The sequence below is a fragment of the Methyloparacoccus sp. NF-16 genome (genome assembly GCF_056880625.1).
Window position 1 is genome coordinate 974,130 of the sequence record NZ_CP174130.1, and the last position, 22,680, is coordinate 996,809.

Consider the following 22,680-nt stretch of genomic DNA (forward strand, 5'->3'; position numbering starts at 1 on the left):
TTTCCCCGTTGCGCCTCATGCCGTCTCGACCGAAACCCGCGCCGCTGAACTGGCGCACGCTGCTGCGCCTGCTGGCTGCCGTGGCGGTGCTGGAGCTGGGCTTCTTCCTGCTGCGTCTGGGCGCCTCGGGCTGGAATCCCCCGCCATGACCCGCATCCCTCAGGAGAACCGCATGACTCGCGCCCATGGAACCTCACTCAAAACCCTTGTCCTGGCCGCGATGCTGGCCGCTCTCGGGCTCGGCGGCTGTGCCCGGCAGTCCGAGAACCTCGAGCAGGTCAGGCAGCAGAGCGCCGCGTTCCTGGCCGAGAATGCCGCCAGGCCCGGGGTCACGACGACCGCCAGCGGACTCCAGTATCAGGTCCTGCAGGAGGGCAGCGGGGCGATGCCGGGCCCGACCGATACCGTGACCGTCAACTATCGGGGCACCCTGATCGACGGCAAGGAATTCGACAGCGGGGAGAACATCCACTTCCCCTTGAACCGGGTCATCCCGGGGTGGACCGAGGGCTTGCAGCTGATGAAGGAGGGCGCCCGCTACCGCTTCTTCATTCCCGCCGATCTGGCCTATGGCGAGCGCGGCGCCGGCGGCATGATTCCGCCGCATGCGGCGCTGGTGTTCGAGGTGGATCTGATCAAGGTCGGCCAGCCCTGAGCCAGGCCCTGCCGCTCCCCCGGGGCGGCGTTGCCGTGGGCCGGCCATGGGAGCCGGCAGGCTCTCTCAGGGGATGAGATCCTCGACGGTCTGCGAGGCCTCCTCGCAGGCCGGCACCGCATCGATCAGGTCGAGCTTCAGCTGCAGGCCGACGTTCTCGCCGGACAGGGTTTCCGACACCAGTTCGTTGAGCGGTTCGCAGACGCGCACCATCTTCTTCTCGGCAGCCTCCAGCCGGGTGATCTCGTCGGTGTCCTCGTCCTTGCGCTCGTCGCCGACCTCGATCAGTTCCCCCATCACCTGGTTGTGAAAGCGGAACACATGCTCGACGTAGCGGGCGAATTCCTCCTGCGTCATCACGATTTCCTCGCCCGAGGGTTTGTGCGTCGTGATGGTCGTGCAGGCCGCCAGGAGGCAGAGGCAGCCTCCGCCGGCGGTGCGCATCATCCTGTAAACCCGGTTCCTCATGGGGGAAATCTTACACGCATGCGGTGCGGGACTCAGCCATCCGTCAACGGTGTTCTCGGCAGGCGCAGCGCGACGATTACGGTTGCCAGCCAGACCAGCCCGCCCAGCACCAGAATGGTCGCCACCGGTCCCGCGCCATGGCCGGCGGCGATCGAGTAGATGCCCATGCCGAGCAGGATGGCGCTGTTCTGGAAGAAGTTCTGCACCGCCACGGCACCGCCGCTGCCCACCCCGCCATGGCCGATTTCCTGGACCGCGGCATTCAGTGGCACCACGAACATGCCGCCGCACAGGCCGATGCAGAACAGGGCCACCTTGGCGGTGAGCACATCGGTGACCAGGGCCAGCAGCACGAACAGGGTGCCCATGGCATAGGCCGCGAAGCGGGTTCTCCGCACCCGGTCGAGCGGGATCAGGCGCGGCACCAGACCGGCGCCGACGACGATGCCGATGGCCATGAAGAAGGTCAGGTCGGCGATGGCGGAGGCCGAGGTGGCGCCCAGCGCCTCCGGCGCCCAGGCGACCAGCACCACCCGCAGGGTGGCGGCGGCGGCCCAGAACAGGCTCAGCGCCAGCAGGATGAACCGCGCCCGCAGGGACCCCAGCAGGGCGCGCATCCAGGCCATGAGGTTGCCCCAGGCCGAGCGTCCGTTGGCAGGGGATGGCACCACCCGGCCGGGCAGCAGGAAGGTGGCCAGCCCGGAAATCAGGTACAGGCCGATGACGGTCGCCAGCGCGAGGCCGGCGGAGCGGTCGGCCAGCCGCGCGCCGCCCACCGTCCCGAACAGGATGGCGGCGATGGTGGCACCCTCCACCCAGCCGTTGGCCCGCACCAGATTCTGCGTCGAGGTCAGTTCCGGGATGATGCCGTATTTCGCCGGCCCGTAGCTGGCGGCGCCGACGCCCACCAGGGCATAGCCCAGCAGGGGATCGATGCCGAAGAAGATGGCCAGGGCGCCCAGGCCCTTGACCAGGTTGGCGAAGAACAGGATGCGCGGCTTCGGGTAGCGGTCCGCCAGGGTGCCGACCCAGGGCGTCAAGGTGACATAGGCCACCAGGAAGGCGCTCTGCAGGGCCGGGATGTACCAGGCGCCGCGGTCCCCGGCCTTGAGGGTCATGGAAATGACGGTGAAGAGGATGGCATTGTCGCCGAAGGCCGAGAGGAACTGCGCGCCGACCAGGGTCAGCAGTCCCCGGTTCAGGGCGGGTTCTTCCCGCGTCCGGGGCTGGCGTAAGGCCGTCATGCGCCCAGCGCCTGCTGGACCAGGCGGTTAAGGGCCGGGTAATTCACCTTGCCGGAGCCCAGTAGCGGCAGTTCCTTCGCGTACAGGATCTCGCGCGGCGCGTACAGTTCGCTGTAGCCCTGTGCCTGTGCGGCGCGCGCGAATTCGGCCCGCTGGGCCTCGCGATGCTGGGTGACCAGCAGGATGCGTTCGCCCTTGCGTTCGTCATCCTGGGCCACCGCGGCATGCAGGCAGCCTGGCCAGAGCCGCGTGGCGATTTCCTCGACGGCGGTCAGGGAGACCATTTCCCCGCCGATCTTGGCGAAACGCTTGACCCGGCCGCAGATGGTGACGAAGCCGTCGGCGTCGATGCGGACGATGTCGCCGGTGTCGTACCAGCCGGGCCCGTAGCGGGAAACGGGGGGCTCCAGCACGCCGGGATTGTTCGGGTGCAGGTATCCCAGCATGACGTTGGGGCCATGGACATGCAGGCGGCCGCCCTCGCCGACCCCGGGCACTTCCTCCAGTTGCCAGTCGATGCCGGGCATGAAGCGGCCGACGGTGCCCTCGCGGTAGAACATCGGCGTGTTGGCGGCGAGGATGGGGGAGGTTTCCGTCGCGCCGTAGCCTTCCAGCACCCGCAGGCCGAACTTGTCCACCCACAGCCGGCGCGTGTCGTCCTGGAGCTTCTCGGCACCGGCGAACACGTAGCGGACGCTGTAGAAGTCGTAGGGATGGGCATGCCTGGCATAACCGGCCAGGAAGGTGTTGGTGCCGAACAGGATGGTCGCGTTCAGGTCATAGGCGATCTCGGGAATGATGCGGTAATGCAGGGGCGACGGGTACAGAAAGGTGCGCATGCCATACAGCAGCGGCAGCAGGGTGCCGGCCGTGAGTCCGAAGGCATGGAACATCGGCAGGGCGTTGAGGATGGTGTCCTGCGCGTTCAGATCCAGCCGTGCGGCCAGCTGTTCGCGGTTGGACAGCAGGTTGCCGTGCGACAGCACCACGCCCTTGGGCGCCCCCTCGGAGCCGGAAGTGAACAGGATGACGGCGGGCTCGCCGGCCTGCTGGCGGTCGCGCTGGCGGTACCACAGCGCGGCCGTGAGGGAGCCCAGCATGGCTCGCAGCTTGTCCGCCCGGGTCACCGAGGCGCCCAGCTCCTCCAGGAACACCACCCGGTGTTCCGCCGCCAGGGCTTCCACCGTGGCCTCCAGCCTGGCATTGACGACGAAGCGGCGCGAGGTGACGAAGGTCTGGATCCGGGCGGTGCGGAAGGCCGAGGCCAGATTGTGCAGGCCGGCGCTGAAGTTCAGCATCGCCGGCACCCGGCCATGCAGTTGCAGGCCCAGCAGCAGGGCGACCGTGGCATTGGTGTTCGGCAGCAGGATGCCCACGGCCTCTCCCGGCTGGGTCATCGGCGCCAGCTTCCGGCCCAGGGCCAGGGTCAGCGCGATCAGCCGGTTGTAGCTCAGGGGCTTGCGCTGCACGTCCTCCAGCAGCCGATGCCCGCCGCCGTGGATGCGGCGCGCATCCAGCAGGGCCGCGAACAGGGTCTGCCGGTGGTTGCCGGTCTCGAACATCATGTCGCTCATGATGTCGGTCAGCATCAGGCCCATGCGCTGGCGGCGGTCGTGGGCATCCGCGCCGCGCGGGTGCATGAGGTCGCGCGGCGGCAGGATGTTCAGCGTGATGGGCGGAAACCAGCGCAGCCGCACCACGCCGTGCAGGCGCGAGAGCGGGGTATATTGGCCGCCGTCGATGCGGATCGGCAGGACCGCCGCGCCGGAGCGCTCGGCCACCACGGCCGCGCCGTCGTAGACTTTCATCAGCGCGCCGGTCACCGTGATGCGGCCCTCGGGGAAGATGACCGCCTTGCGGTCTTCCCGCAGGTAATGGGTCAGCGACTTGATCGACAGGGGTTGCAGCGGGTCCATGGGAAACACCCGGGCGAAGCGCAGCGCCGGGCGTACCCACCATTGGCGGGCGATATCGGTGTTGATGGCGAAGGTGATCTCGTCCGGCAGGAAGGCCCACAGCAGGATGGGATCCAGATAGGAGGTGTGGTTGGCGACGATCAGGACGCGGTCACCGGCCAGCGCATAGTTCTCCATGCCGATGAGTTTGACCCTGAACAGCATCGTCAGCAGCCACCGAACGATTTTTTTCATCATGCCGCGCTTTCCTCCCGCAAGTCGCATAGCTTACCAGCCGGGGCCGGCCGGTAGCGTGGCCGCGGCGAGCGGCGGTTGCTGGCGTCGCCTCGGCGCCGCGCTGTTCGCCCTGCTGCTCGCAGGCTGCGCCGGCGTGCCGGTCCAGCCGCCGCGGGGAGCGGACCAGGCGCGGCTGGCACGCTCGCATTTCGTCACCCCGGACGGGGCCGTGCTGCCGGTGCGCAGCTGGCAGCCCGGCCGCGGGGCGCCGCGCGCCATCGTCATCGCCGTGCATGGCTTCAACGACTACAGCCGCGCCTTCGCGTCGCCCGGACAGTACCTGAGCCAGCGCGGCATCGCCCTGATCGCCTACGACCAGCGCGGTTTCGGCAACGCGCCCGGGCGCGGGCGCTGGGCCGGCGAGGCCGCCTATGCCGGCGATCTGCTGGCCCTGATCCGGCAGGTCCGCCGGCAGCAGCCGGGGGTGCCGGTCTACGTCCTGGGGGAGAGCATGGGCGGGGCCGTCGCCATGGTGGCCCTGACCCGTCCCGATGCACCCGGGGTGGCGGGGCTGATCCTCTCGGCGCCGGCGGTCTGGTCGCGCGAGCACATGCCCTGGTACCAGCGTCTGGTTCTGGCGCTGGCATCCTCCACCCTGCCGGCGCTGGAAGTGACCGGCAGCGGCCTGAACATCCAGGCGTCCGACAACATCGAGATGCTGCGCGGGCTGGGACGCGATCCGCTGGTGATCAAGTCGACCCGCGTCGACGCCCTCGAAGGGCTGGTCGACCTCATGGACAGCGCCCAGGCAAGGGCCGGCCAGCTGCGCGTGCCGGTGCTGGTGCTGTACGGCGCCTGTGACCAGGTCATCCCGGCCGCGCCGCTCGGGGCCGCCCTGGCCAGACTGCCACGGCTGCCCGGCAACCGCAGTGTCGTCTATGCCGGGGGCTATCACCTGCTGCTCCGGGACCTGCGGGCGGACCTGCCGCTGGGCGACATCGCGCGCTGGATTGACCGCGGCGGCCGGCCAGTCGAGCGGATGGCGCTGGCGCCGGAGCGCCTGTCGCCCTGACGCGGTTGACGGGGCTATCAGGCCCCGCGTTCCGCTCGCCCCTCCTTCCCGGGTATCCCGTTCCTGCCGTCAGTCGTCGGTTTCGCCGATCTCGAAATCCACGGTTTCGTCCTGCAACAGCTCGATGGCCAGGCGCAGTTCCTGAACCGCCAGCGCCAGGCGGACGCGGTCCAGCGCTTCGGGGCCCTCCATCAGGCTGGTGATGATCCGCGCGCCGGACAGGGCGTGCTCGCGCGCCTCGTCCAGCAGGTAGTGACTGTTCATGCGTTGCTCCCGTTGAGGATTTGGATAGCCTGGATTCCGGGTGTCAGGGACAGCGGTCCCGGCCCATGGCCAGCGGCTGGTCCGTGGCTGAAAACCCTGTCCCTGTCGCTGCCCCGGCCGCGCGGTCGACGGGATCGCATCAGGTTCCTGCGAGGCGCGCCGTCAACTCCCAAGATAGCGCCGCCGCAGCCAGTCATCCACGCTGACATGGCGGCCGCCGCCCATGAACAGCAGCGCCAGCAGCATCACGAAGTAGGTGGCGGCGAACTCGATGCCGTTGTTGAGGACGACGAAGTCGCCGTTGGCGGTGAGCCAGCTGTAGTCGCCATGCTGCTTCAGCAGTTCCCGCGCCTTGGCCAGCCGCTCGATGGCGCCCTGGGTCCGCTCGCTGGCGAACAGGCCGCTGCCGGTGGCGATGGCCAGCCAGCCGTTTTCCCAGTGCGCGGAAAAGGCCGCCACCAGCATGGTGAACATCAGCGGCAGGCTGGTCCAGCGCACGGCGAAGCCGAACAGCAGGCACAGCGCACCCAGCGTCTCGGTGCTGGCGGCCAGGAACGCCAGCAGTCCCGGCCATGGCAGGCCGAGTCCCCATTCGGCATTGCCGAACCAGGCGACGGTCGGTTCGAAATGGGCGAATTTCCGCGTGCCGGCCATCCAGAACACCGGCGCCAGATACAGCCGCAGCAGCAGGGGCGCGAGGAAGTCCAGCCCCTGCAACCTGTCCATCTGTCGCTGGCAGCGCCGGCCGCGTTCGATCCAGCGTTGCCGCCAGGCGATGCCGGCGGGGGATGCCAGGTAAGCCCGCAGGGACTCCAGCCAGGCGGTCGGTCCGTTCATGAGACCCTCCTCGATAGGCGGTGGATGGCGGCATGCGGGATGGCATGAGGCCGGCCCGGAAGGCCGCGGACGGGGTGCACTCTACGCTGCGGGATGCCGGTTTCGCAAGGAAGCCCTCAGGGACCGGCGGGGTGGGGATGCTGGCGCCGGGGGCGCCTCACGGCCGGTTGCCGGATCGTGGCCTGGCGACCTCCCGGATCACGACCGTACCGGCCAGCTTGTCGTGAAACCCCTGCTTGCGGCGGTCGAAGGCGATCCACAGATAGCCAAGCCCCACGGGCAACAGGGACAGGAGGTAACCGAAATAGCGGACGATGTCCTGTCGCGTGCCAGGTTCGCCGCCCGTGCGGGCATCCACGATCCGGGCGCGGATGGCCATCTTGCCCAGCGTCGCCTGCTTGCGGCGCCAGAAGACGATCACCGCCACCGCCGGAAAGACCCAGTTGATCAGCACGTCCGCCGGCCCGAGGATCAGCTTCCCGCTGGTCAGCATGGCATCCCCGTAGATGGCGTACATCAGGGGGATGGTCCACAGCGAGAACAGCACCAGGTCGATGAGGGAGGCCCAGAGACGGAGCCAGAATCCGGCATATGCGGTTCCGGGGGGCAGGGGAGGGGGCGGCATGGCTTCCAGGCGGTCATGCGAATCAGGGAAGGCGCGGTGATGCGGCTGGCACAAGGGAGATGTCCGGTCCCGGCGGCGCGAGCCGTCCATGCGGGCCGGCATCATATCCCATCCGCCGGTTGCCGGGGATCGGCGGACGGGGCCGGACTCGTGCTCATCACCCGTGCCAGCAGCTCGCGGATGACGGCGTTCGGGAAGCGTCGCCCGGGAACGATGGCGTAGAAGCGTTCGCGCAGGTCGGGAATCCGGCAGCGCTCGACCAGGGCACCGCTGCGCAGTTCGTCGAGCACGACCACCGGCGGCACCAGCGCCAGCTGGCCGGAGTCCCGCGCCAGCAGGCGCAGCATGGCCATGTCGTCGACCTCGGCCACCACCCGGGGCCGGATGCCGGCCTGCTCCAGCAGGAAGTCGAAGGCCGTGCGGATTTCGCTCTCGATGCTGGGCAGCAGCAGCGGTGTCTCGCGCAGATCCTCGGGGAAGCGCAGCGGGGCGGTTGCCGGCGCCGGGCGGCTGACCAGACTGACCGGCTGCTCCTCGACGAGGTGGCAGTGCCAGTTGGCCTCGGCATCGCGCGGCAGGGGGCGGTTGGACAGCACCAGGTCGATGGTGTGGGTGTGCAGCTGCCGGAGCAGCTCGGCCAGGCTGCCGGAGCGCAGCACCAGCTCGATGTCGGCGCGGTCCAGCAGCGGCCGGACCAGCTCCATCTGGAAGTTGCGCGAGAGGGTCGCCACCGCGCCGATCCGCACCAGCTGCCGCTGGGCCGTCTGGCCCTGCATCAGGCTGATCAGCTCGTCGCCGGTGCGGAAGATGGCGTTGGCGTAGTCCAGCGCGATGCGCCCGGCCTCCGTCAGCAGCAGCCGCTTGCCCTCCCGCTCGAACAGTTTCTGTCCCAGCGACGCTTCCAGCTGCCGCAGCTGGATGCTCAGTGCCGACTGGGAGACATGCAGCCGCTCCGCCGCCCGCGTGAGGTGGCCCTCGTTGGCGATCATCCAGAAGTAGCGCAGGTGGTGATAGTTGAGCTGGGCCATGAATTCATTCAATAAATGAAACGTAGAGATTCAATACATATATTGGATGAAATATAGGGGCATTGCTAGCATCTTCCCACACCACCACCCAGGGAGATCGCCATGTTCACCGTCAGCCACCGCCAGCGTCCGATCGTCCATCTGTCCACCGGGCTCGCGCCGGAGGTGCGGCCATGAGCCTGCTGCTTGCCCTCCTGACCGCGGGTGGTCCCTTGCTGCTGCTGTCGACCGGGATCATGCCGGACGCCTGGTGCGATCGCCGGCCCGCGACCCTGCGGCGCCTGGTCACCGGCGCGGCGCATGCGGCCCTGCTGAGCAGCATCGCCGCCGTAGCCGGCTTCCTGATCCTGGGGCCGGTCGACCGCTCGCTCGGCGGCATCGAGATCTACCTCGACGCCCTGTCCGCCATCATGCTGTTGCTGGTCGCCGGCATCGGCACGGTGGTCATCCGCTACTCGCGCCGCTATCTGGATGGCGATCCGGGGCAGGGGCGCTTCTTCAGATGGCTGGCCCTGACCATCGGTTCGGTCCTGGTGCTGGTGATCTCGGGCAACCTGATCCAGTTCACGCTGGCCTGGATGGCGACCAGCCTGAGCCTGCACCGGCTGCTGCTGTTCTATCCCGAGCGGGCCGGCGCGCGACAGGCCGCGCACAAGAAATTCGTCATCAGCCGCCTCGGCGATCTGTGCCTGGCTGGTGCCATGCTGCTGATCTACGGCACCTTCGGCAGCCTGCACTTCGGCGAGATCTTCGCCGATGCCGAGCTGCATGCCCGCCATGTGGCGGAAGGGCTGTCGCCCTGGTCCGGCGGCGGGCTGTTCTGGGCCGCCCTGCTGCTGGTGTTCGGCGCGGTGCTGAAATCGGCGCAGCTTCCCTTCCACAGCTGGCTGCCGGAGGTGATGGAGACGCCCACGCCGGTATCCGCCCTGATGCATGCCGGCATCATCAACGCTGGCGGCTTCCTGATCGTGCGCATGAGCCCGGTGATGGTGCTCAGCCCCACCGCCCTGAACCTGCTGGCGACGATCGGCGCGGCGACCGCCCTGTTCGGCGCACTGGCCATGCTGACCCAGACCAGCATCAAGAAATCGCTGGCCTTTTCCACCGTCGGCCAGATGGGGTTCATGATGCTGCAATGCGGCCTGGGCGCCTTTTCCTCGGCGATCCTGCACATCGTCGCCCATGGCCTCTACAAGGCACACGCCTTCCTGTCCAGCGGCAGCATCATCGACATTGCCAAGGCGTCCTGGGTGCCGACCCCGCGCGCCAGCCGCCATCCCGGCGAGCTGCCGCTGGCCTTCGCCGCCGCCCTGGCCATTACCTGGTTCACAGCCACGCTGCTGGACGTGACCCTGGCCGAGGAGCCCGGCATCGTGCTGCTGGGCGCGATCCTGCAGATCGCCCTGACCTACCTGCTCTGGAACAGCCTGGCCGGCCAGATCGGCCTGGCGCAGATTCTGCGGGGGCTGAGCCTGGCCATCCTGGTCGGCGCCAGCTACTTCAGCCTGCAGGTCGCCTTCGCCCACCTGCTGCAAGGCACGGTGACCAGCATCGTCCCGGCGCGCGGCCTGTTCGACTGGCTGCTGCCGGTCGCCGTGCTGGTCGCTTTCATGGGCGTCCTGCTGATGCAGGTGCGCTTCCCCGGCGATGCCGCCGGCCGTCTCTGGCAGGCCGCCTACGTGCATGTCCACAACGGGTTCTACGTCAGCACGCTGGCCAACCGGCTGTTGCAGCGCTTCTGGCCCGCGCCCCGTCACCCGCAATCACCTTGAGCCACAGGAGTCGCCATGTCCGTCGTCACCCCCCTGTTCAAAGTCGCCCATCCCGGCCAGCCCGGCTGGATCCAGCCCACCTGGCAGGCGCATGGCCGTCTGCCTCGGGCCTGGCTGGAACACGCCGTCGGCGAAGCGACGCGCCGTATCGCGCCCCTCTGGCCGCTGCGGCATTTCGTCGCCGTGAACCCCTTCCTGGGGCTGGCCGACCATGATTTCCGTTCGGCCTGCGAGCTGATCGGCCGGGTCGGTCATGGCGACATGCTGATGCCGCCGCGCTTCTACGCCGAGCAGCTTGCCCGGGGCCGGATCACCGACGCCGACCTGGCCCAGGCGCTCGACGGCCTCGATCCGCCGGCCAGTGGTTCGCGCACGCCCGCCACGCTCCGCCTGCATCTCCAGCTCCTGTGCGAGGTGGAAACCGCGGCGCATGCGGGCAGCGGCCAGCGGGTGCTGACGGTGGCCGATTTCCTCGATGCCGGCAGCAGCAGCCGGTGGGCGGATTTCGTCACCGACGACATTTCCAAATGGTGCGCCGCTTGGTTCGACGAGGGCCAGTCGGCCTGGCGCATGCCCTGGCGCAGCCTGCCGCTGTACAACGCCTGGAAGCGTGCCGCCCGCTTCGACCGCAATCCGGAAATCGCCGGCCTGCCGGAATTCCGCAAGCTGGTCGCGGCGCTGCCGGAAACGCCGCTGGAGGCGCTGGCCTTCATGCTGGACGCGCTGGAGCCGGAGGGATCGTGCCTGGTCGATCTCCTGCACCGGCAACTGATGAGCGTGGCCGGCTGGGCCGGCTGGATCCGTCACGGCGAGCGGGAGGCGGCCCTGCGCGGCGAGGCCTGCGACCGGCTGCCCCATCTCCTGGCGATTCGCTTGGCCTACGACTACGCGCTGGCGCAGCGGCTGCTGAGTGCCGACGGCCTGCGCGACTGGCGCCATGCGCTGCTCGGCGACGCCGGCGAGCGGCAACGCGAACGGGAGCGGCTCGAGCTGTTGCATGTCTTGCACCTGGCCTACGAACTGCATGGGCAGGCCGACCTGGTGACGCGGCTCGGGCGCGGCGCGGCCAAGGTGGCCGCGGAGCCGTCGTCGGCGACGCGCAAGGCGGCGCAGGCGGTGTTCTGCATCGACGTGCGTTCGGAGGTGTTCCGCCGCGCGCTGGAGACCACCTCGCCCGAGCTGGAGACCCTGGGCTTCGCCGGCTTCTTCGGCTTCCCGATCGAGTACATCCCCCTGGGCCATCACCGTGGCGCCGCCCAATGCCCGGTGCTGATCGCGCCCCGCCATCGCATCCGCGAGAGCGTGGCGGGCGCCGATGTCACCGAGCTGCGCGGCATCCTGCACCGGCGCTGGCTGCGCAAGCGGCTGAACCGGCTGTGGAAGTCGTTCAAGACCTCGGCGGTCTCGTGTTTTTCCTACGTCGAGATCGCCGGGCTCCTGTTCGGCGTCAAGCTGGTGACCGACAGCCTGGGCCTGACCCGGCCAGTGGCCCGGCCCGGCGAGGCCGGACTCGACCCGCAGGTGGCGCGGCGGATTCGCCCCCTGGTCGCGCGCCAGCGTGGCCGGCTGATGGCGAAGACCCCGGTGGTGGAAACCGGCATCGCGCTCAACGACCGCATCGAGCTGGCCGCCAATGCCTTGCGCGGCATGGGCCTGAACCAGGATTTCGCGCGCCTGGTCCTGCTGTGCGGGCATGGCAGCAGCACGGTCAACAACCCCTATGGCTCCGGGCTCGACTGTGGCGCCTGCGGCGGCCACAGCGGCGAGGCCAATGCCCGGGTCGCGGCCATGGTGCTGAACGATCCCCAGGTGCGCGCCGGCCTGCGTGCTCGCGGGCTGTGCGTTCCGGATGACACCTGGTTCCTTGCCGGGCTGCACGACACGACCCTGGACACGGTCACCCTGTTCGATGCGGACGAATTGCCCGGGCACCTGGCGCGCGACCTGGCGCGCTTGCAGGGCTGGCTGGCCCGGGCCGGCGGGCTGGCGCGACAGGAGCGGGCCGCGAGCCTGGGACTGGCCGGTCTCCGGCCGGATGCGCTGACCAGCGCCGTGGAGACCCGCAGCCATGACTGGTCGGAAGTCCGTCCCGAATGGGGCCTGGCCGGCAACGCCGCCTTCATCGCCGCGCCGCGCGAGCGTACCCGCGGAATTGCGCTGGCGGGCCGGGCCTTCCTGCACGAGTACGACCATCGCCACGATCCCGACGGCGCCATCCTCGGCCTGATCATGACCGCGCCGATGGTGGTGGCGAGCTGGATCAACCTCCAGTACTACGGCTCCACGGTCGACAACCGGCTGTTCGGCAGTGGCAACAAGGTGCTGCACAACGTGGTCGGCGCCTTCGGCGTGCTGGAGGGCAATGGCGGCGACCTGCGGGTCGGCCTGCCCTGGCAGTCGCTGCATGACGGCCACGACTACCGCCATGAGCCCAGACGGCTGACGGTGCTGATCGAGGCACCGGCTGCCGCCATCGAGCGGGTGCTGGAGCAGCACGCCGAGGTCCGGCAACTGGTCGAACATGGCTGGCTGCACCTGCTGCGGATCGCGTCCGAGGATGGCCGCTGCCACCGCTATCGGCGCATCGGTCACTGGCAACCCCTACCCACACCTTGAGAGGAGCACGACATGCAGACTCCCATCGCCCGCCGCCCGCACGGCGATCGTCCCGTGTCGGCCTGGCATCACGCCCTGGATCAGCTCGACCTGCTGGAAGCGGAGGCCATCTTCATCCTGCGCGAGGTGGCGGCCGAGTGCCGCCACCCGGCGCTGCTGTTCTCCGGCGGCAAGGATTCGGCCGTGCTCCTGCACCTGGCCTGGAAGGCCTGGTACCCGGAACGGCTGGGCTGTCCGCTGCTGCACATCGACACCGGCCACAACTACCCGGAGGTCATCGCCTACCGCGACCGCATGGTGCGGCGCTACGGCGCCACCCTGCACGTGCGTGGCGTGGAGGACTCGATCCGCCGCGGCACGGTGCGGCTGTGCGATCCGCTGGAGTCGCGCAACGCGCACCAGTCGGTGACGCTGATGGAAGCCATCGCCGAGTTCGGCTTCGACGCCTGCCTGGGCGGTGCCCGCCGCGACGAGGAAAAGGCCCGCGCCAAGGAACGGGTGTTCAGCGTGCGCGACGAGTTCGGCCAGTGGGAACCCAAGGCGCAGCGGCCGGAGCTGTGGTCGCTCTACAACACCGGCGTCGCACCGGGTGGGCACCTGCGCGTGTTTCCGATTTCCAACTGGACCGAGCTGGATGTCTGGCGCTATCTCCAGCGCGAGCGCATCCCGCTGCCGGAGCTTTACTTCGCCCACTTCCGCGAGGTGGTCCGGCGCGGCGACGTGCTGGCGCCGGTCACCGAACTGACGCCGGCCCGGCCCGGCGAAACCGTGGAGCGGGTCATGTGCCGGTTCCGCACCGTGGGCGACATCTCCTGCACCGCACCGGTGGAGTCCTCGGCCAGCTCGCTGGAGGCGATCATCGCCGAGACCGCCGAATGCCGGATCACCGAACGCGGCGCCACCCGGCTGGACGACCGGGCCGCCGAGGCCGCCATGGAACTGCGCAAGAAAGAGGGGTACTTCTGATGAACGTCGTCGCCATCCATTCCCACGGTTCCGGCCAGCCCGGACACGCGCCCGCCTCCGGGCTGCTGCGGTTCATCACCGCCGGCAGCGTCGATGACGGCAAGAGCACGCTGATCGGTCGCCTGCTGCATGACACCGGCAACGTCGCCAGCGACCAGATCGAGGCCATCCGCGCCAGCTCGGCGCGGCGCGGTTTCGACGGGCTCGATCTCTCGCTGCTGACCGATGGCCTCCAGGCCGAGCGCGAGCAGGGCATCACCATCGATGTCGCCTACCGCTATTTCGCCACCGCGCGGCGCAAGTTCATCATTGGCGACGCGCCGGGTCACGAGCAGTACACCCGCAACATGGTGACGGCGGCCTCGACCGCCGATCTCGCCATCCTCATGGTCGACGCCGGCAAGGGCGTGGTCACCCAGACCCGCCGTCATGCCTACCTGGCGCACCTGCTGGGCATCCGGGAGCTGGTACTGGCGGTCAACAAGATGGACCGGGTGGACTGGAGCCCGTCGGTCTTCAACGACATCGTCGCCGATTTCGCCCGCTTCGCGGCCTGGCTGGGCTGCGAGGCGCCGCTGGCGATTCCGCTGTCGGCGCTGGGCGGCGACAACGTGGTGACGCGCAGCCTGGCGACGCCCTGGTATCGCGGCCCGACCCTGCTCGAATGCCTGCACGAGGCGCCGGCCCGACGCGACGTGACCGATGGACCGCTGCGGTTCCCGGTGCAGCGGGTGGTGCGCGTGATGCTGGGCAATGCGGCCACGGCGGCTCCCGGTGGCGAGGCGTCCGACCCGGTGCCGGCGGATTTCCGTGGCTATCAGGGCACCCTGGCGGGGGGCGAACTGCGGGTTGGCGACAGCGTACGGGTCCTGCCCTCGGGCCGCGTCACCCGGGTCGGCTCGATCCGGCTGGCGGGCCGCGCGCTGGAGCAGGCCACGGCGGACCAGGCGGTGGTCATCGGCCTCGAGGACGAGATCGACCTTTCGCGCGGCGACATGCTGGTCGATCCGGACCGGCCGGCCGAGAGCCGGCGCGAACTGACGGCCGATATCTGCTGGCTGGCCGAGGAGCCCCTGCAACCGGGGCGCAAATACCTGATCAAACACACTACCCGCAACGTGTCCGGCCTGTTCACGGCACTTGAGTACCGCACCGATGTCAATACCCTGGCGCACGAGCCCGGGCCGACGACGGCACACATGAACGACATCCTGCGGGTACGCCTGCGCCTGCAGCAGCCGCTGTTCGTCGACCCCTATGCCGGCAACCGGACCACCGGCAGCTTCATCGTCATCGACCCGGCCACCCGCGCCACGCTGGCGGCCGGCATCGTGGCGGAAGCCGGCGCCGACCGGGCAGGCGGTGAGACCTGGCACCCGTACCACCCTGAACAGGAAGGAGGATAGCGACATGCGACACATGACCCACCTGGCGCTGGCCCTGGCGCTCGGCGCCTGCGCCACCGGCAATGTCCCCAAGCCCCACGACTGGGCGCTGGAAGTGCAGACGGCCGAAACCCGCGATGCCCACAACCGGCTGGCCGAGCATTACGAGGATGTGGCCCGCACCATGGATGCCGACGCCACCGAGGAGCGCGCCATGCTGGACAAGTACATTGCCTCGCCACACAAGTACGGCAAGCAGATTCTCGACATCAAGGCCCGTTCCCAGGCCATGATCCACGATTTCGAGCTGGCTGCCGCCGAGAGCCGCAAGATGGCGGCCTATCATCGCCAGCTCGCCAGCAGCGCGACGCCGTGACCCGTGGCATGCCGCCGCCGGCGATCCGCTGGCGGCATCAGGCCCCGCCGGCATTGCGCTATCGCCCGCCGCTGACGGACCGGTGAGTCTGCGGTCAGGGCCCATGCCCGACGGTTGACACGCCCCCGTGCCGGCCCGGGATACCGGTATTCCGGCCCAAGAATGATGATGCCGGGTGGCGCCGGCGAGCGCCGCCCGCGGAGCGTGTTGCCGCCCCCCGGCTGCCGCGGTCTCACGTCCGGGAACTGTCCCGCGCCGTCCGCGCCTGACGCCGTTCCAGCCAGCCCAGATAGCCGGCCTGCACCCGGGTGTTCAGCCGGCGAAACAGCCAGACATTGAAACCCACGACCGCCGCCGCCTCCAGCCAGGCGGTGAACATCTGCGCGGTATGGCGGGAGAGGTCGAAGGCTTCCTGCAGGGCATGCTTGAGCATCAGCGACAGCCCGCTGGCGGCGACATAGAGCAGCTTGAGGACTAGCAGGAGGATCGCGTCCGGAAACAGGATGAGCATGGCGATGCTCACCAGCAGGGCCATGCGTTTCCGCTCGCTGGGCTGTCTGCCGAGCCTGGGGGCAAGGTTCCGGGGTCTTTCGCCGGTGGGCAAATTCGGCATCGTGCACCTTCCTCGTGGTCGTGGCGGCGCTCCGGCCCCGATGTCCGGGGCCGCGCCGGCGGGCCTGGCCAGATGATGCTAGGTGGCCTCTGTCATGCTTTCCAATATATTTATATGGCTTTCTTGTTTTGCTGAATCTATCGATATGGGTGCTGTGGCCGGGCTGGCACGCGGGCCCCTTGACCCGGAACTCGCAGGGCGGCCTCCAGTCGTAGGTTTCCGCGGCCCGGCTGACCAGCGGTCGGGAGCCGGGAGGTTTCGGCACGGCCCGACGGGGGCGTTGCCGGCGCTGGCTTCGGCGCCGCTCCGGGGGAAACCCTGCGGTTTCCCGTATGCCCCCTGACCGGTCATGACCGGTCCCACGAGGTCAACGCCATGAAAGTCAGCCACATCATGTTCGCCAGTGTGATCGCCGCCGTATTGGGCGACGTCCTGCTGCTCAGCCACAATCGCAGCGAGGAGGACGAGTGGGCGGTCTTCCGCGAGAGTCATCACTGCAAGCCGCTGGGCGTGACCGACGGCAGCAATCGCGCGGGCTATCAGTGCGACGATGGCCAGATCCATTATCGCTGGCGACAGATGCGCTGACCGGGCGGGTCGGGCGGCGCCGCCCGGCGTCATCAGTGCCGGAACACGATCCGGGCGGGAAGTTCGCGGATGGTCGGTGGGCTTTGCGTGACGGGCACCGGGACGCCGTTGACCGTGATGGCCACCGGTCGCGAGGGCAGCGGCGGATCGACGACCAGGCCGTCCGCCGGCACCTCCGGCCCCGCCGCCACGGTCATGCGGGTCTCGCCGGGCAAGGCCTCGAGGTGGTAGCTCAGCCTGCCGAACGGCGTCCGCAAGCCGGTAATGCCCGATCCGCCCGGTGTCTCCAGCCAGGCACGCGGCAATCCGGCCGCCAGCACCAGGCGCCGGCCGGCCTCCTCGTAGGCGAACTGTGACAGGAAGGCCTGGATGAACTCCGCGCCCACCCAGGTGTGCGGCAGGTCGCCGATGAAATTGGCCGGCGCCGGGTCCCGCCATACCACCTCGGGCCACTGGTTCCAGGCCACCGGCCGGCGGCCGTCCAGCAGGGCGCGCAGCGTGCCCTGGGCGGCGTCGCGCTCGCCCAGCCTGACCATCGCCGAGACATTGCGGAATTCGTAGGGGGTATAGGCCTTCCACAGGGATTCCCCGCGGCTCCTGGCCTCCACCTCGGCGAAATAGCGCCGGAAGGTTGCCCTCAGCGTCGGCAGGAGCGCGGGCGAGGCCGTCAGGCCAAGCACCGGCGCGATCGCCGCGGAGGTCGGGTCGAGGTCGCCCAGTTCGGCGGCGCCCGGCAGGTAGTCGACCTTGAACCGTGCCTGCGTCAGTCCGATCGACTGCTCGACGTCCGCCCGCATGGCCTTGCCGATGTCGGCATAGCGGGCCGCCCGCCCGGCATCGCCCCGCTGGGCGGCGAGCCAGGCCGCGTCCTCGAATCCCCGCAGGGCCCAGAAATCGTCCCAATACGCGTGCACGGGATGCCCGATATAGCCCTCGTGGCTGGCCGATTCGGGCAGCAGTCCGAAGAAGCGCCTGGCCTCGCCCTGCGCATAGGCTGGCGCCAGCCGCTGCTGGCGCAGGGCGATCAGGTACTCGACGCTGCGCACGACGTTCGGCCACAGCCGCTCCAGGAACGGCCGGTCATGCGTGTAGCGGACATAGCTGGCGACGGTGTAGACGAATTCTCCGGCGCTGTCGTGCTCGATCATGCTGTCCGGCCCCCAGGGGTCGAGGCAGCAGGGAATGGCCCCGTCGGCGCCCTGGTAGCGGACGAATCCGTCGATGAATTCGCGCACCTCCGCGGCATGCCCCAGCGCCAGCAGCGCGGACGAGGTGACGGCGGCGTCGCGAATCCAGGTGCGGCCATAGCGCCGCGAGCCGGGCCGCAGCGCCGGGCCATCGCGGTTGACGAGGATATGGGCCAGCGTCGAGCGCAGGGCCCGGACCCCGTCCTCGGCGGATGGCGGCACCTGGAATTGCACCCGGTCCACCTGCGCCGCCCAGCCGGCCAGCACCCTGTCGCGGGCCCGCGTCCAGAATCCGGGCGCCTTGCCGGCATCGGCAAGCCGGCGTGCCGCGCCGGCCTCCTCCCGGGCGGGCAGGGCCAGGACGAACGCCCGCTTGCCGCCCGGCGGCAGGGATATGTGATAGCGCAGCGCGCCGCTGGCCTTGCCGGCGGCATCGTCCACCGCGGTGGTTGCAGGAACCTGGTCGCGCGCCAGCAGGCTGGTCAGCGGCGCTTCGTCGAACCCCAGCACGCCGACCCGGTCGGGCGGGGCCAGCGGGATGACCGCCGGGTGGCCATCGACCCACAGGCAGCCGTTCCGGTAGCGCAGGCGGTGGATCGACGACACCCCGCCGGCGGTGTGGGTGGCCTGCCAGGGCGGGTTGACCAGGAACGGCCGGACGGCCAGGAACAGGCTGGCCTCCAGCGGCCGTTGCCCGTGGTTCTCGACCTCGTAGCGGGCCAGCAGGTCTTCCGAACTGTCGCTGCCGGCCAGGGCGGTGACGGTCACGGTCGCCTCGCCCTGGGCGAGACGCACCGACGGGACCGGCAGATCGCCACGCGCCAGCGAGGGCGTGCTCTGGGCGTCGGCCCAGGTGTGCAGTCGGCCATCGAAATACAGGAAGGGTTCGATGGTGAAGGCACCCTCGTCGGTTTCCAGCTGGCCGTCGACGTTGAGCAGGGCCTCCCGCCGCGCGCCCGCGCGTTCGCTGCCGGCACTGCCGGCGATTGTCCAGTAGCTCTGCTCGCCGAGCAGATAGCGCGGGTAGCGTCCCCGTTCCGCATCCCGGGCGATGCGCTCGAACAGCGGTGTCGAACTGGCGCTGAAGGCGAGCGGGGCGACCTCCAGGCGGCGCAGCCCGAATCCCTGCCCGCGCTGGCTGCGGAGCAGGCGCAGCCTGAGGAAACGCGATTCCGATTCCGGCAGCGGCAGGTAGTCGCGGCCGCCGTTGCCGTGGGTGACGGTATAGGCCGGCTCCCACTGTCTGCCGTCGTCCGAGCGCTCCACTACGTAATGGCTCGCGTAGTCGTCCGCGTCCCAGTCCAGGACCAGGCCACCGTATTCGCGGGGCGCGGCGAAATCCAGCTGGAGCCATTGCGGGCGTCGGCCGGGGGCGCTGTGCCAGCCCGGTCCGTCGGCGCTCGCCAGCAGGCGGTCGGCGGACCGCTCGGGCAGCGCGCTCGAGGCCTTGACCGCCATGGCGCCCGTGTCGGGGCGGTCCGGCGGGCGCGGCTCCAGGCCCAGATCGTCGATCCAGATCGAGCCGCGGCTGCCCGCGCCCCGGCCGATCACGAACTCGACGAGGCCCAGTGCCCGCGGCTTGCCGCCGGCCGCCGGACCCCAGCCGAACGCGAACTGCCGCTGCTTGACGCGGATCGTCCGCCAGGCCGGCGGAATCCGGAACTCGGGGTGCTCGTAGCGCCAGACATTCTGCCCGGAGGCGTCGACCAAGCGCACTTCCAGCGGCTGCGTCGCCGTGCCCCGCAGGCGGAACGTCACCGCGTAATTGTCCGGCAGGGTCAGCGGCAGATGTCTGTGGACGATGATCTCGCCGCCACCCTGGGTGAAATCGAAATCGACGCGCATCGACGAGCCCTGCCGGTCCCGTTCCCGCGCGATCGCCGCCCTGGCTTTGCCGGCCGGGATGGCGGCCCATTCGGCGACACTGTCGAAACTGTCGAGCCGCTGCGCCGTATCCGCCGCGTGGGCGCTGGCCGGCAGGGCGATGAGCAGGAGCGCCAGCACCTTCATGGGTGATCCCGGCGCTGCCGCCAGCGCACGCATGCCTTGCGGGTTTCCTCGGCGGCCAGAAACAGCCACGGCGTCGCCAGTACCGGCAGCCACTGGGCCGGCGCCAGTGCCCGCTGGCCGAGCACGGCGGCAATCGGCGGCAGGTAGACGAAGGCCAGCAGCAGGAGCAGTTCGACCGCCACCGCCGCCAGCAGCAGGCGATTCGCGAGCGGCCCGATGCGGAACAGGGAGGCCGGATTCGACCGGCACGCGAAGGCATTCGCCATCTGCATGACGACGATGGCGGCGAACACCAGCGTCGACAACAGCGCCAGATCCGGACCTTGCATCGGCCATGGCATCCGCGGCCAGTCGAGGAACAGCCAGGCGCCCAGCGGCAGCATGGCCATCGACAGCAGCGCCTCGATCGGCCCGAGGAAGCCGAAGGCGCGCCCGAGTAGCCGGTAGTCCAGCAGGCGGGCGTCCCGCGCCCGCGGCGGACGACGCATGGCAGAGGGTTCCGGCCGCTCGGCGCCGAGCGCGAGCGCGGGCAGCAGATCGGTGCCGATGTCCAGGGCCAGTACCTGCAGGACCGAGATCATCAGCGGAATCTCGCCGCCGGAGAGGGCCCAGACGACAAAGGGTGCGAGTTCGGCGACATTGTCCGTGAGATGGTAGGTGAGAAAGCGCTTGATATTGTCGAAGGCGGCGCGGCCTTCCTCAACCGATTCGACGATATGGGCGAAATTGTCGTCGAGCAATACCAGGTCGGCGGCCTCGCGGGCGACATCGGTGCCGCCCTTGCCCATGGCCACGCCGATATCGGCCTGACGCAGGGCGGGGGCATCGTTGACACCGTCGCCGGTCATCGCCACCACCTCGCCGAGATCCTGCAGGACCCGGGCGATGCGCAGCTTGTCCTCCGGCGCCACGCGCGCCAGCACCGGCGGTTCGTCGGCCAGCAGCCGGGCCAGGTCCGCGTCCTCGGCGGGGAGTTCGCTGCCGAGCAGGACCTGCCCGGCCGGAATGCCGGCCTCCCGCGCCACCGCCAGCGCGGTGGCCGGGTGGTCCCCGGTGATCATGACGATCCGGATGCCGGCGGCGCGCGCCTTGTCGATGGCGTCCGGCACCTCGGGGCGCACCGGGTCCGCCATGCCGACCAGACCGGCGAAGACCATGTCCAGCTCCGCCTCGGCGGCCGTTTCCGGCAGCTTGCCGGGGGCCATCTCGCGCCGGGCGAAGGCCAGCACCCGCAGGCCCTGCTGCGCCAGGCCATCGACCTCGGCCATGATCCCCGCGCGCGCCGCCTCGTCCAGGGGCGCGCCGTTTCCAAGCCCGCGGCAGAGCGGCAGGATGGCTTCGGGAGAGCCCTTGGCCAGGACCTCGTAGGCGCCGCTGGCCAGGTGGTGCACGGTGCTCATGCGCTGGCGCGCCGACTCGAACGGAAATTCGCGCAGCCGGGGCATGCGTCTTTCCATGTCTTGGCGTTCCACGCCGCCTTTCCGGGCCAGGACCAGCAGGGCGCCCTCGGTCGGATCGCCGACACAGCGCCAGCGGCCGTTGACCGGCTCGACGCGGGTGTCGCCGCACAGCGCGGAGGCCAGCAGCAGCGGTCGCAGATCGGCGCGCTCGCCATCGTTCAGCGGCCGTCCCGCCGCGCTCAGGATGGCGCCGCCGGGCTCGTAGCCGGAACCGGTGGTGCGGAACCTCTGCCCGGGAATGATCGCTTCCCGGGCGGTCATCTCGTTGCGGGTGACGGTGCCGGTCTTGTCGGTGCAGATCACCGTGGTCGAGCCGAGGGTCTCGACCGACTCCAGGCGGCGCACCAGCGCGCCGCGCCTGGCCATCCGGGTGGCGCTCATGGCCAGCGACAGGGACAGCGTCGGCAACAGTCCTTCGGGCACCAGGGCCACGATGACGCCGATCGAGAACAGGATGCCGTCATGAACCGGCGTGCCCAGGGAAATCGCCACGCCGAAAAAGATCAGGCCGGTTGCGACCGCCAGGCCGGCAATCAGGCGCACGGCCCGGTTGAGCTGCTTCCTCAGCGGGGTTGGCCGTTCGGCGATCTGCCCGGTGAGGGCCGAGATGCCGCCCAGCCGGGTGGCCGCCCCCGTGGCCACTACGATTGCCGTGGCCGACCCGGAGGTGACGAAGGTGCCGGCGAAGACGACATTGCCCGCCTGCAGGGTGTCGGCCGGCGCCGTCGTCAGCGCTCCGGCGGTCCTGGGCAGCGGTTCCGACTCGCCGGTCAGGGTGGACATGTCGACCTTGAGTTCGGATGAGCGCAGCACCCGGGCGTCGGCCGAGATGCGGTCGCCCTCCTTCAGCAGGAGGATGTCGCCCGGCACCAGCTCGGTCGCCGGAAGGGTGAGCTTGCGGCCGGCGCGGCGGATCGTGGCCTGGTCCGGCACCAGCGCGGCCAGCGCCACGGCGGCGCGCTCGGCGCGGTATTCCTGCACGAAGCTGAAGGCCCCGTTGACGAGGATGACGACAATGATGGCGATGCCCAGCTGCGGCATGCCGCCCAGGAAGCACAGCAGGGCCGCGGCCCAGAGCATCAGCGCGAAGAAGTGCACCATCTGGTCGAGCAGCTTCCGGGCCAGGCCCGGGCCGTGGTGCTCGGGCAGCCGGTTGGGGCCAAGGCGGCGCAGGCGGTCGGCGGCCGCCTCGCCGGAAAGTCCGGCCCGCGACGCGCGCAACTGGGCCATGACCGCCTCGTCGGTGGCCATGGCCGCTTGCAGCAGCGACAATTGCTGGCGTGAAGGATCGTCGGCCATGGGGTGTCTCCGATGCCGCCTGGACGTCAACCTGCCGAAGGACCGGCAGAACCGCTGGGCGGCGTCCCGTTGCCGCCGCGTGC

Annotated in this window: 19 protein-coding genes; 9 read left to right on the forward strand and 10 right to left on the reverse strand. The window is 69.8% G+C overall.

The window, feature by feature from the left end:
• Positions 1-17 precede the first annotated feature (17 nt).
• Together ACH5N8_RS04775 and ACH5N8_RS04780 are read left to right on the forward strand one after the other, a co-directional pair.
• The gene (locus ACH5N8_RS04775) at positions 18-149 is read left to right on the forward strand and encodes a hypothetical protein (protein ID WP_483282720.1); all 132 of its coding nucleotides are present in this window, start codon (positions 18-20) and stop codon (positions 147-149) included.
• Positions 146-655: an FKBP-type peptidyl-prolyl cis-trans isomerase gene (locus tag ACH5N8_RS04780; RefSeq protein WP_483282721.1), complete on the forward strand. Its 510-nt coding sequence runs from the start codon at positions 146-148 to the stop codon at positions 653-655. The genes ACH5N8_RS04775 and ACH5N8_RS04780 overlap by 4 nt, the downstream gene beginning before the upstream one ends.
• 66 nt (positions 656-721) lie before the next feature.
• Here ACH5N8_RS04780 and ACH5N8_RS04785 read toward each other — a convergent pair whose 3' ends face one another.
• The 3 genes from ACH5N8_RS04785 to ACH5N8_RS04795 are packed head-to-tail and all read right to left on the reverse strand — an operon-like array spanning position 722 to position 4,520.
• Positions 722-1,123 (reverse strand): hypothetical protein, encoded by a 402-nt coding sequence (locus tag ACH5N8_RS04785; protein WP_460027864.1) that lies wholly within the window; start codon positions 1,121-1,123, stop codon positions 722-724.
• Between the two features lie 32 nt (positions 1,124-1,155).
• A complete protein-coding gene (gene lplT / locus ACH5N8_RS04790; RefSeq protein ID WP_460027863.1) occupies positions 1,156-2,367 on the reverse strand; it encodes a lysophospholipid transporter LplT in 1,212 nt (403 codons plus the stop codon).
• Positions 2,364-4,520: an AMP-binding protein gene (locus ACH5N8_RS04795; protein ID WP_483282722.1), complete on the reverse strand. Its 2,157-nt coding sequence runs from the start codon at positions 4,518-4,520 to the stop codon at positions 2,364-2,366. Before ACH5N8_RS04795 ends, lplT begins: the two co-directional genes overlap by 4 nt.
• A gap of 55 nt (positions 4,521-4,575) precedes the next feature.
• On the opposite strand from ACH5N8_RS04795, the gene ACH5N8_RS04800 reads away from it, so the two are divergent.
• Complete coding sequence (locus ACH5N8_RS04800; protein WP_483282723.1) at positions 4,576-5,571, forward strand: lysophospholipase; 996 nt, start codon at positions 4,576-4,578, stop codon at positions 5,569-5,571.
• 69 nt (positions 5,572-5,640) lie between these two features.
• Here the strand turns inward: ACH5N8_RS04800 and ACH5N8_RS04805 are convergent, their stop codons facing one another.
• From ACH5N8_RS04805 to ACH5N8_RS04820, 4 genes are all read right to left on the reverse strand, one after another.
• On the reverse strand, positions 5,641-5,835 hold the full coding sequence (locus ACH5N8_RS04805) for a hypothetical protein (RefSeq protein WP_483282724.1): 195 nt from the start codon (positions 5,833-5,835) through the stop codon (positions 5,641-5,643).
• 162 nt (positions 5,836-5,997) lie between these two features.
• Positions 5,998-6,672, reverse strand: coding sequence for an HvfX family Cu-binding RiPP maturation protein (locus tag ACH5N8_RS04810; RefSeq protein ID WP_483282725.1), 675 nt, complete (start codon positions 6,670-6,672; stop codon positions 5,998-6,000).
• Between the two features lie 157 nt (positions 6,673-6,829).
• The gene (locus ACH5N8_RS04815) at positions 6,830-7,297 is read right to left on the reverse strand and encodes an RDD family protein (protein ID WP_483282726.1); all 468 of its coding nucleotides are present in this window, start codon (positions 7,295-7,297) and stop codon (positions 6,830-6,832) included.
• Positions 7,298-7,398: 101 nt separating this feature from the next.
• The gene (locus tag ACH5N8_RS04820) at positions 7,399-8,325 is read right to left on the reverse strand and encodes a LysR family transcriptional regulator (protein WP_483282727.1); all 927 of its coding nucleotides are present in this window, start codon (positions 8,323-8,325) and stop codon (positions 7,399-7,401) included.
• Between the two features lie 173 nt (positions 8,326-8,498).
• Here ACH5N8_RS04820 and ACH5N8_RS04825 point away from each other — a divergent pair, with 173 nt between their 5' ends.
• The 5 genes from ACH5N8_RS04825 to ACH5N8_RS04845 are packed head-to-tail and all read left to right on the forward strand — an operon-like array spanning position 8,499 to position 15,440.
• A complete protein-coding gene (locus ACH5N8_RS04825; RefSeq protein WP_460027856.1) occupies positions 8,499-10,097 on the forward strand; it encodes a proton-conducting transporter transmembrane domain-containing protein in 1,599 nt (532 codons plus the stop codon).
• 15 nt (positions 10,098-10,112) lie between these two features.
• Positions 10,113-12,713 (forward strand): YbcC family protein, encoded by a 2,601-nt coding sequence (locus ACH5N8_RS04830; protein ID WP_460027855.1) that lies wholly within the window; start codon positions 10,113-10,115, stop codon positions 12,711-12,713.
• Positions 12,714-12,725: 12 nt separating this feature from the next.
• Positions 12,726-13,679, forward strand: coding sequence for a sulfate adenylyltransferase subunit CysD (gene cysD, locus ACH5N8_RS04835; protein ID WP_483282728.1), 954 nt, complete (start codon positions 12,726-12,728; stop codon positions 13,677-13,679).
• On the forward strand, positions 13,679-15,085 hold the full coding sequence (locus ACH5N8_RS04840; RefSeq protein ID WP_483282729.1) for a sulfate adenylyltransferase subunit 1: 1,407 nt from the start codon (positions 13,679-13,681) through the stop codon (positions 15,083-15,085). Before cysD ends, ACH5N8_RS04840 begins: the two co-directional genes overlap by 1 nt.
• 4 nt (positions 15,086-15,089) lie before the next feature.
• Complete coding sequence (locus tag ACH5N8_RS04845; protein ID WP_460027852.1) at positions 15,090-15,440, forward strand: hypothetical protein; 351 nt, start codon at positions 15,090-15,092, stop codon at positions 15,438-15,440.
• A gap of 232 nt (positions 15,441-15,672) precedes the next feature.
• Here ACH5N8_RS04845 and ACH5N8_RS04850 read toward each other — a convergent pair whose 3' ends face one another.
• Complete coding sequence (locus tag ACH5N8_RS04850) at positions 15,673-16,053, reverse strand: hypothetical protein (RefSeq protein ID WP_483282730.1); 381 nt, start codon at positions 16,051-16,053, stop codon at positions 15,673-15,675.
• Positions 16,054-16,428: 375 nt separating this feature from the next.
• Between ACH5N8_RS04850 and ACH5N8_RS04855 the strand changes: the two genes are divergently transcribed.
• A complete protein-coding gene (locus ACH5N8_RS04855) occupies positions 16,429-16,641 on the forward strand; it encodes a hypothetical protein (protein WP_460028512.1) in 213 nt (70 codons plus the stop codon).
• Positions 16,642-16,673: 32 nt separating this feature from the next.
• Here the strand turns inward: ACH5N8_RS04855 and ACH5N8_RS04860 are convergent, their stop codons facing one another.
• Both ACH5N8_RS04860 and ACH5N8_RS04865 read right to left on the reverse strand, forming a co-directional pair.
• Positions 16,674-19,871 (reverse strand): discoidin domain-containing protein, encoded by a 3,198-nt coding sequence (locus ACH5N8_RS04860; protein WP_483282731.1) that lies wholly within the window; start codon positions 19,869-19,871, stop codon positions 16,674-16,676.
• Positions 19,835-22,597: a cation-translocating P-type ATPase gene (locus ACH5N8_RS04865; protein ID WP_483282732.1), complete on the reverse strand. Its 2,763-nt coding sequence runs from the start codon at positions 22,595-22,597 to the stop codon at positions 19,835-19,837. Before ACH5N8_RS04865 ends, ACH5N8_RS04860 begins: the two co-directional genes overlap by 37 nt.
• Positions 22,598-22,680 lie beyond the last annotated feature (83 nt).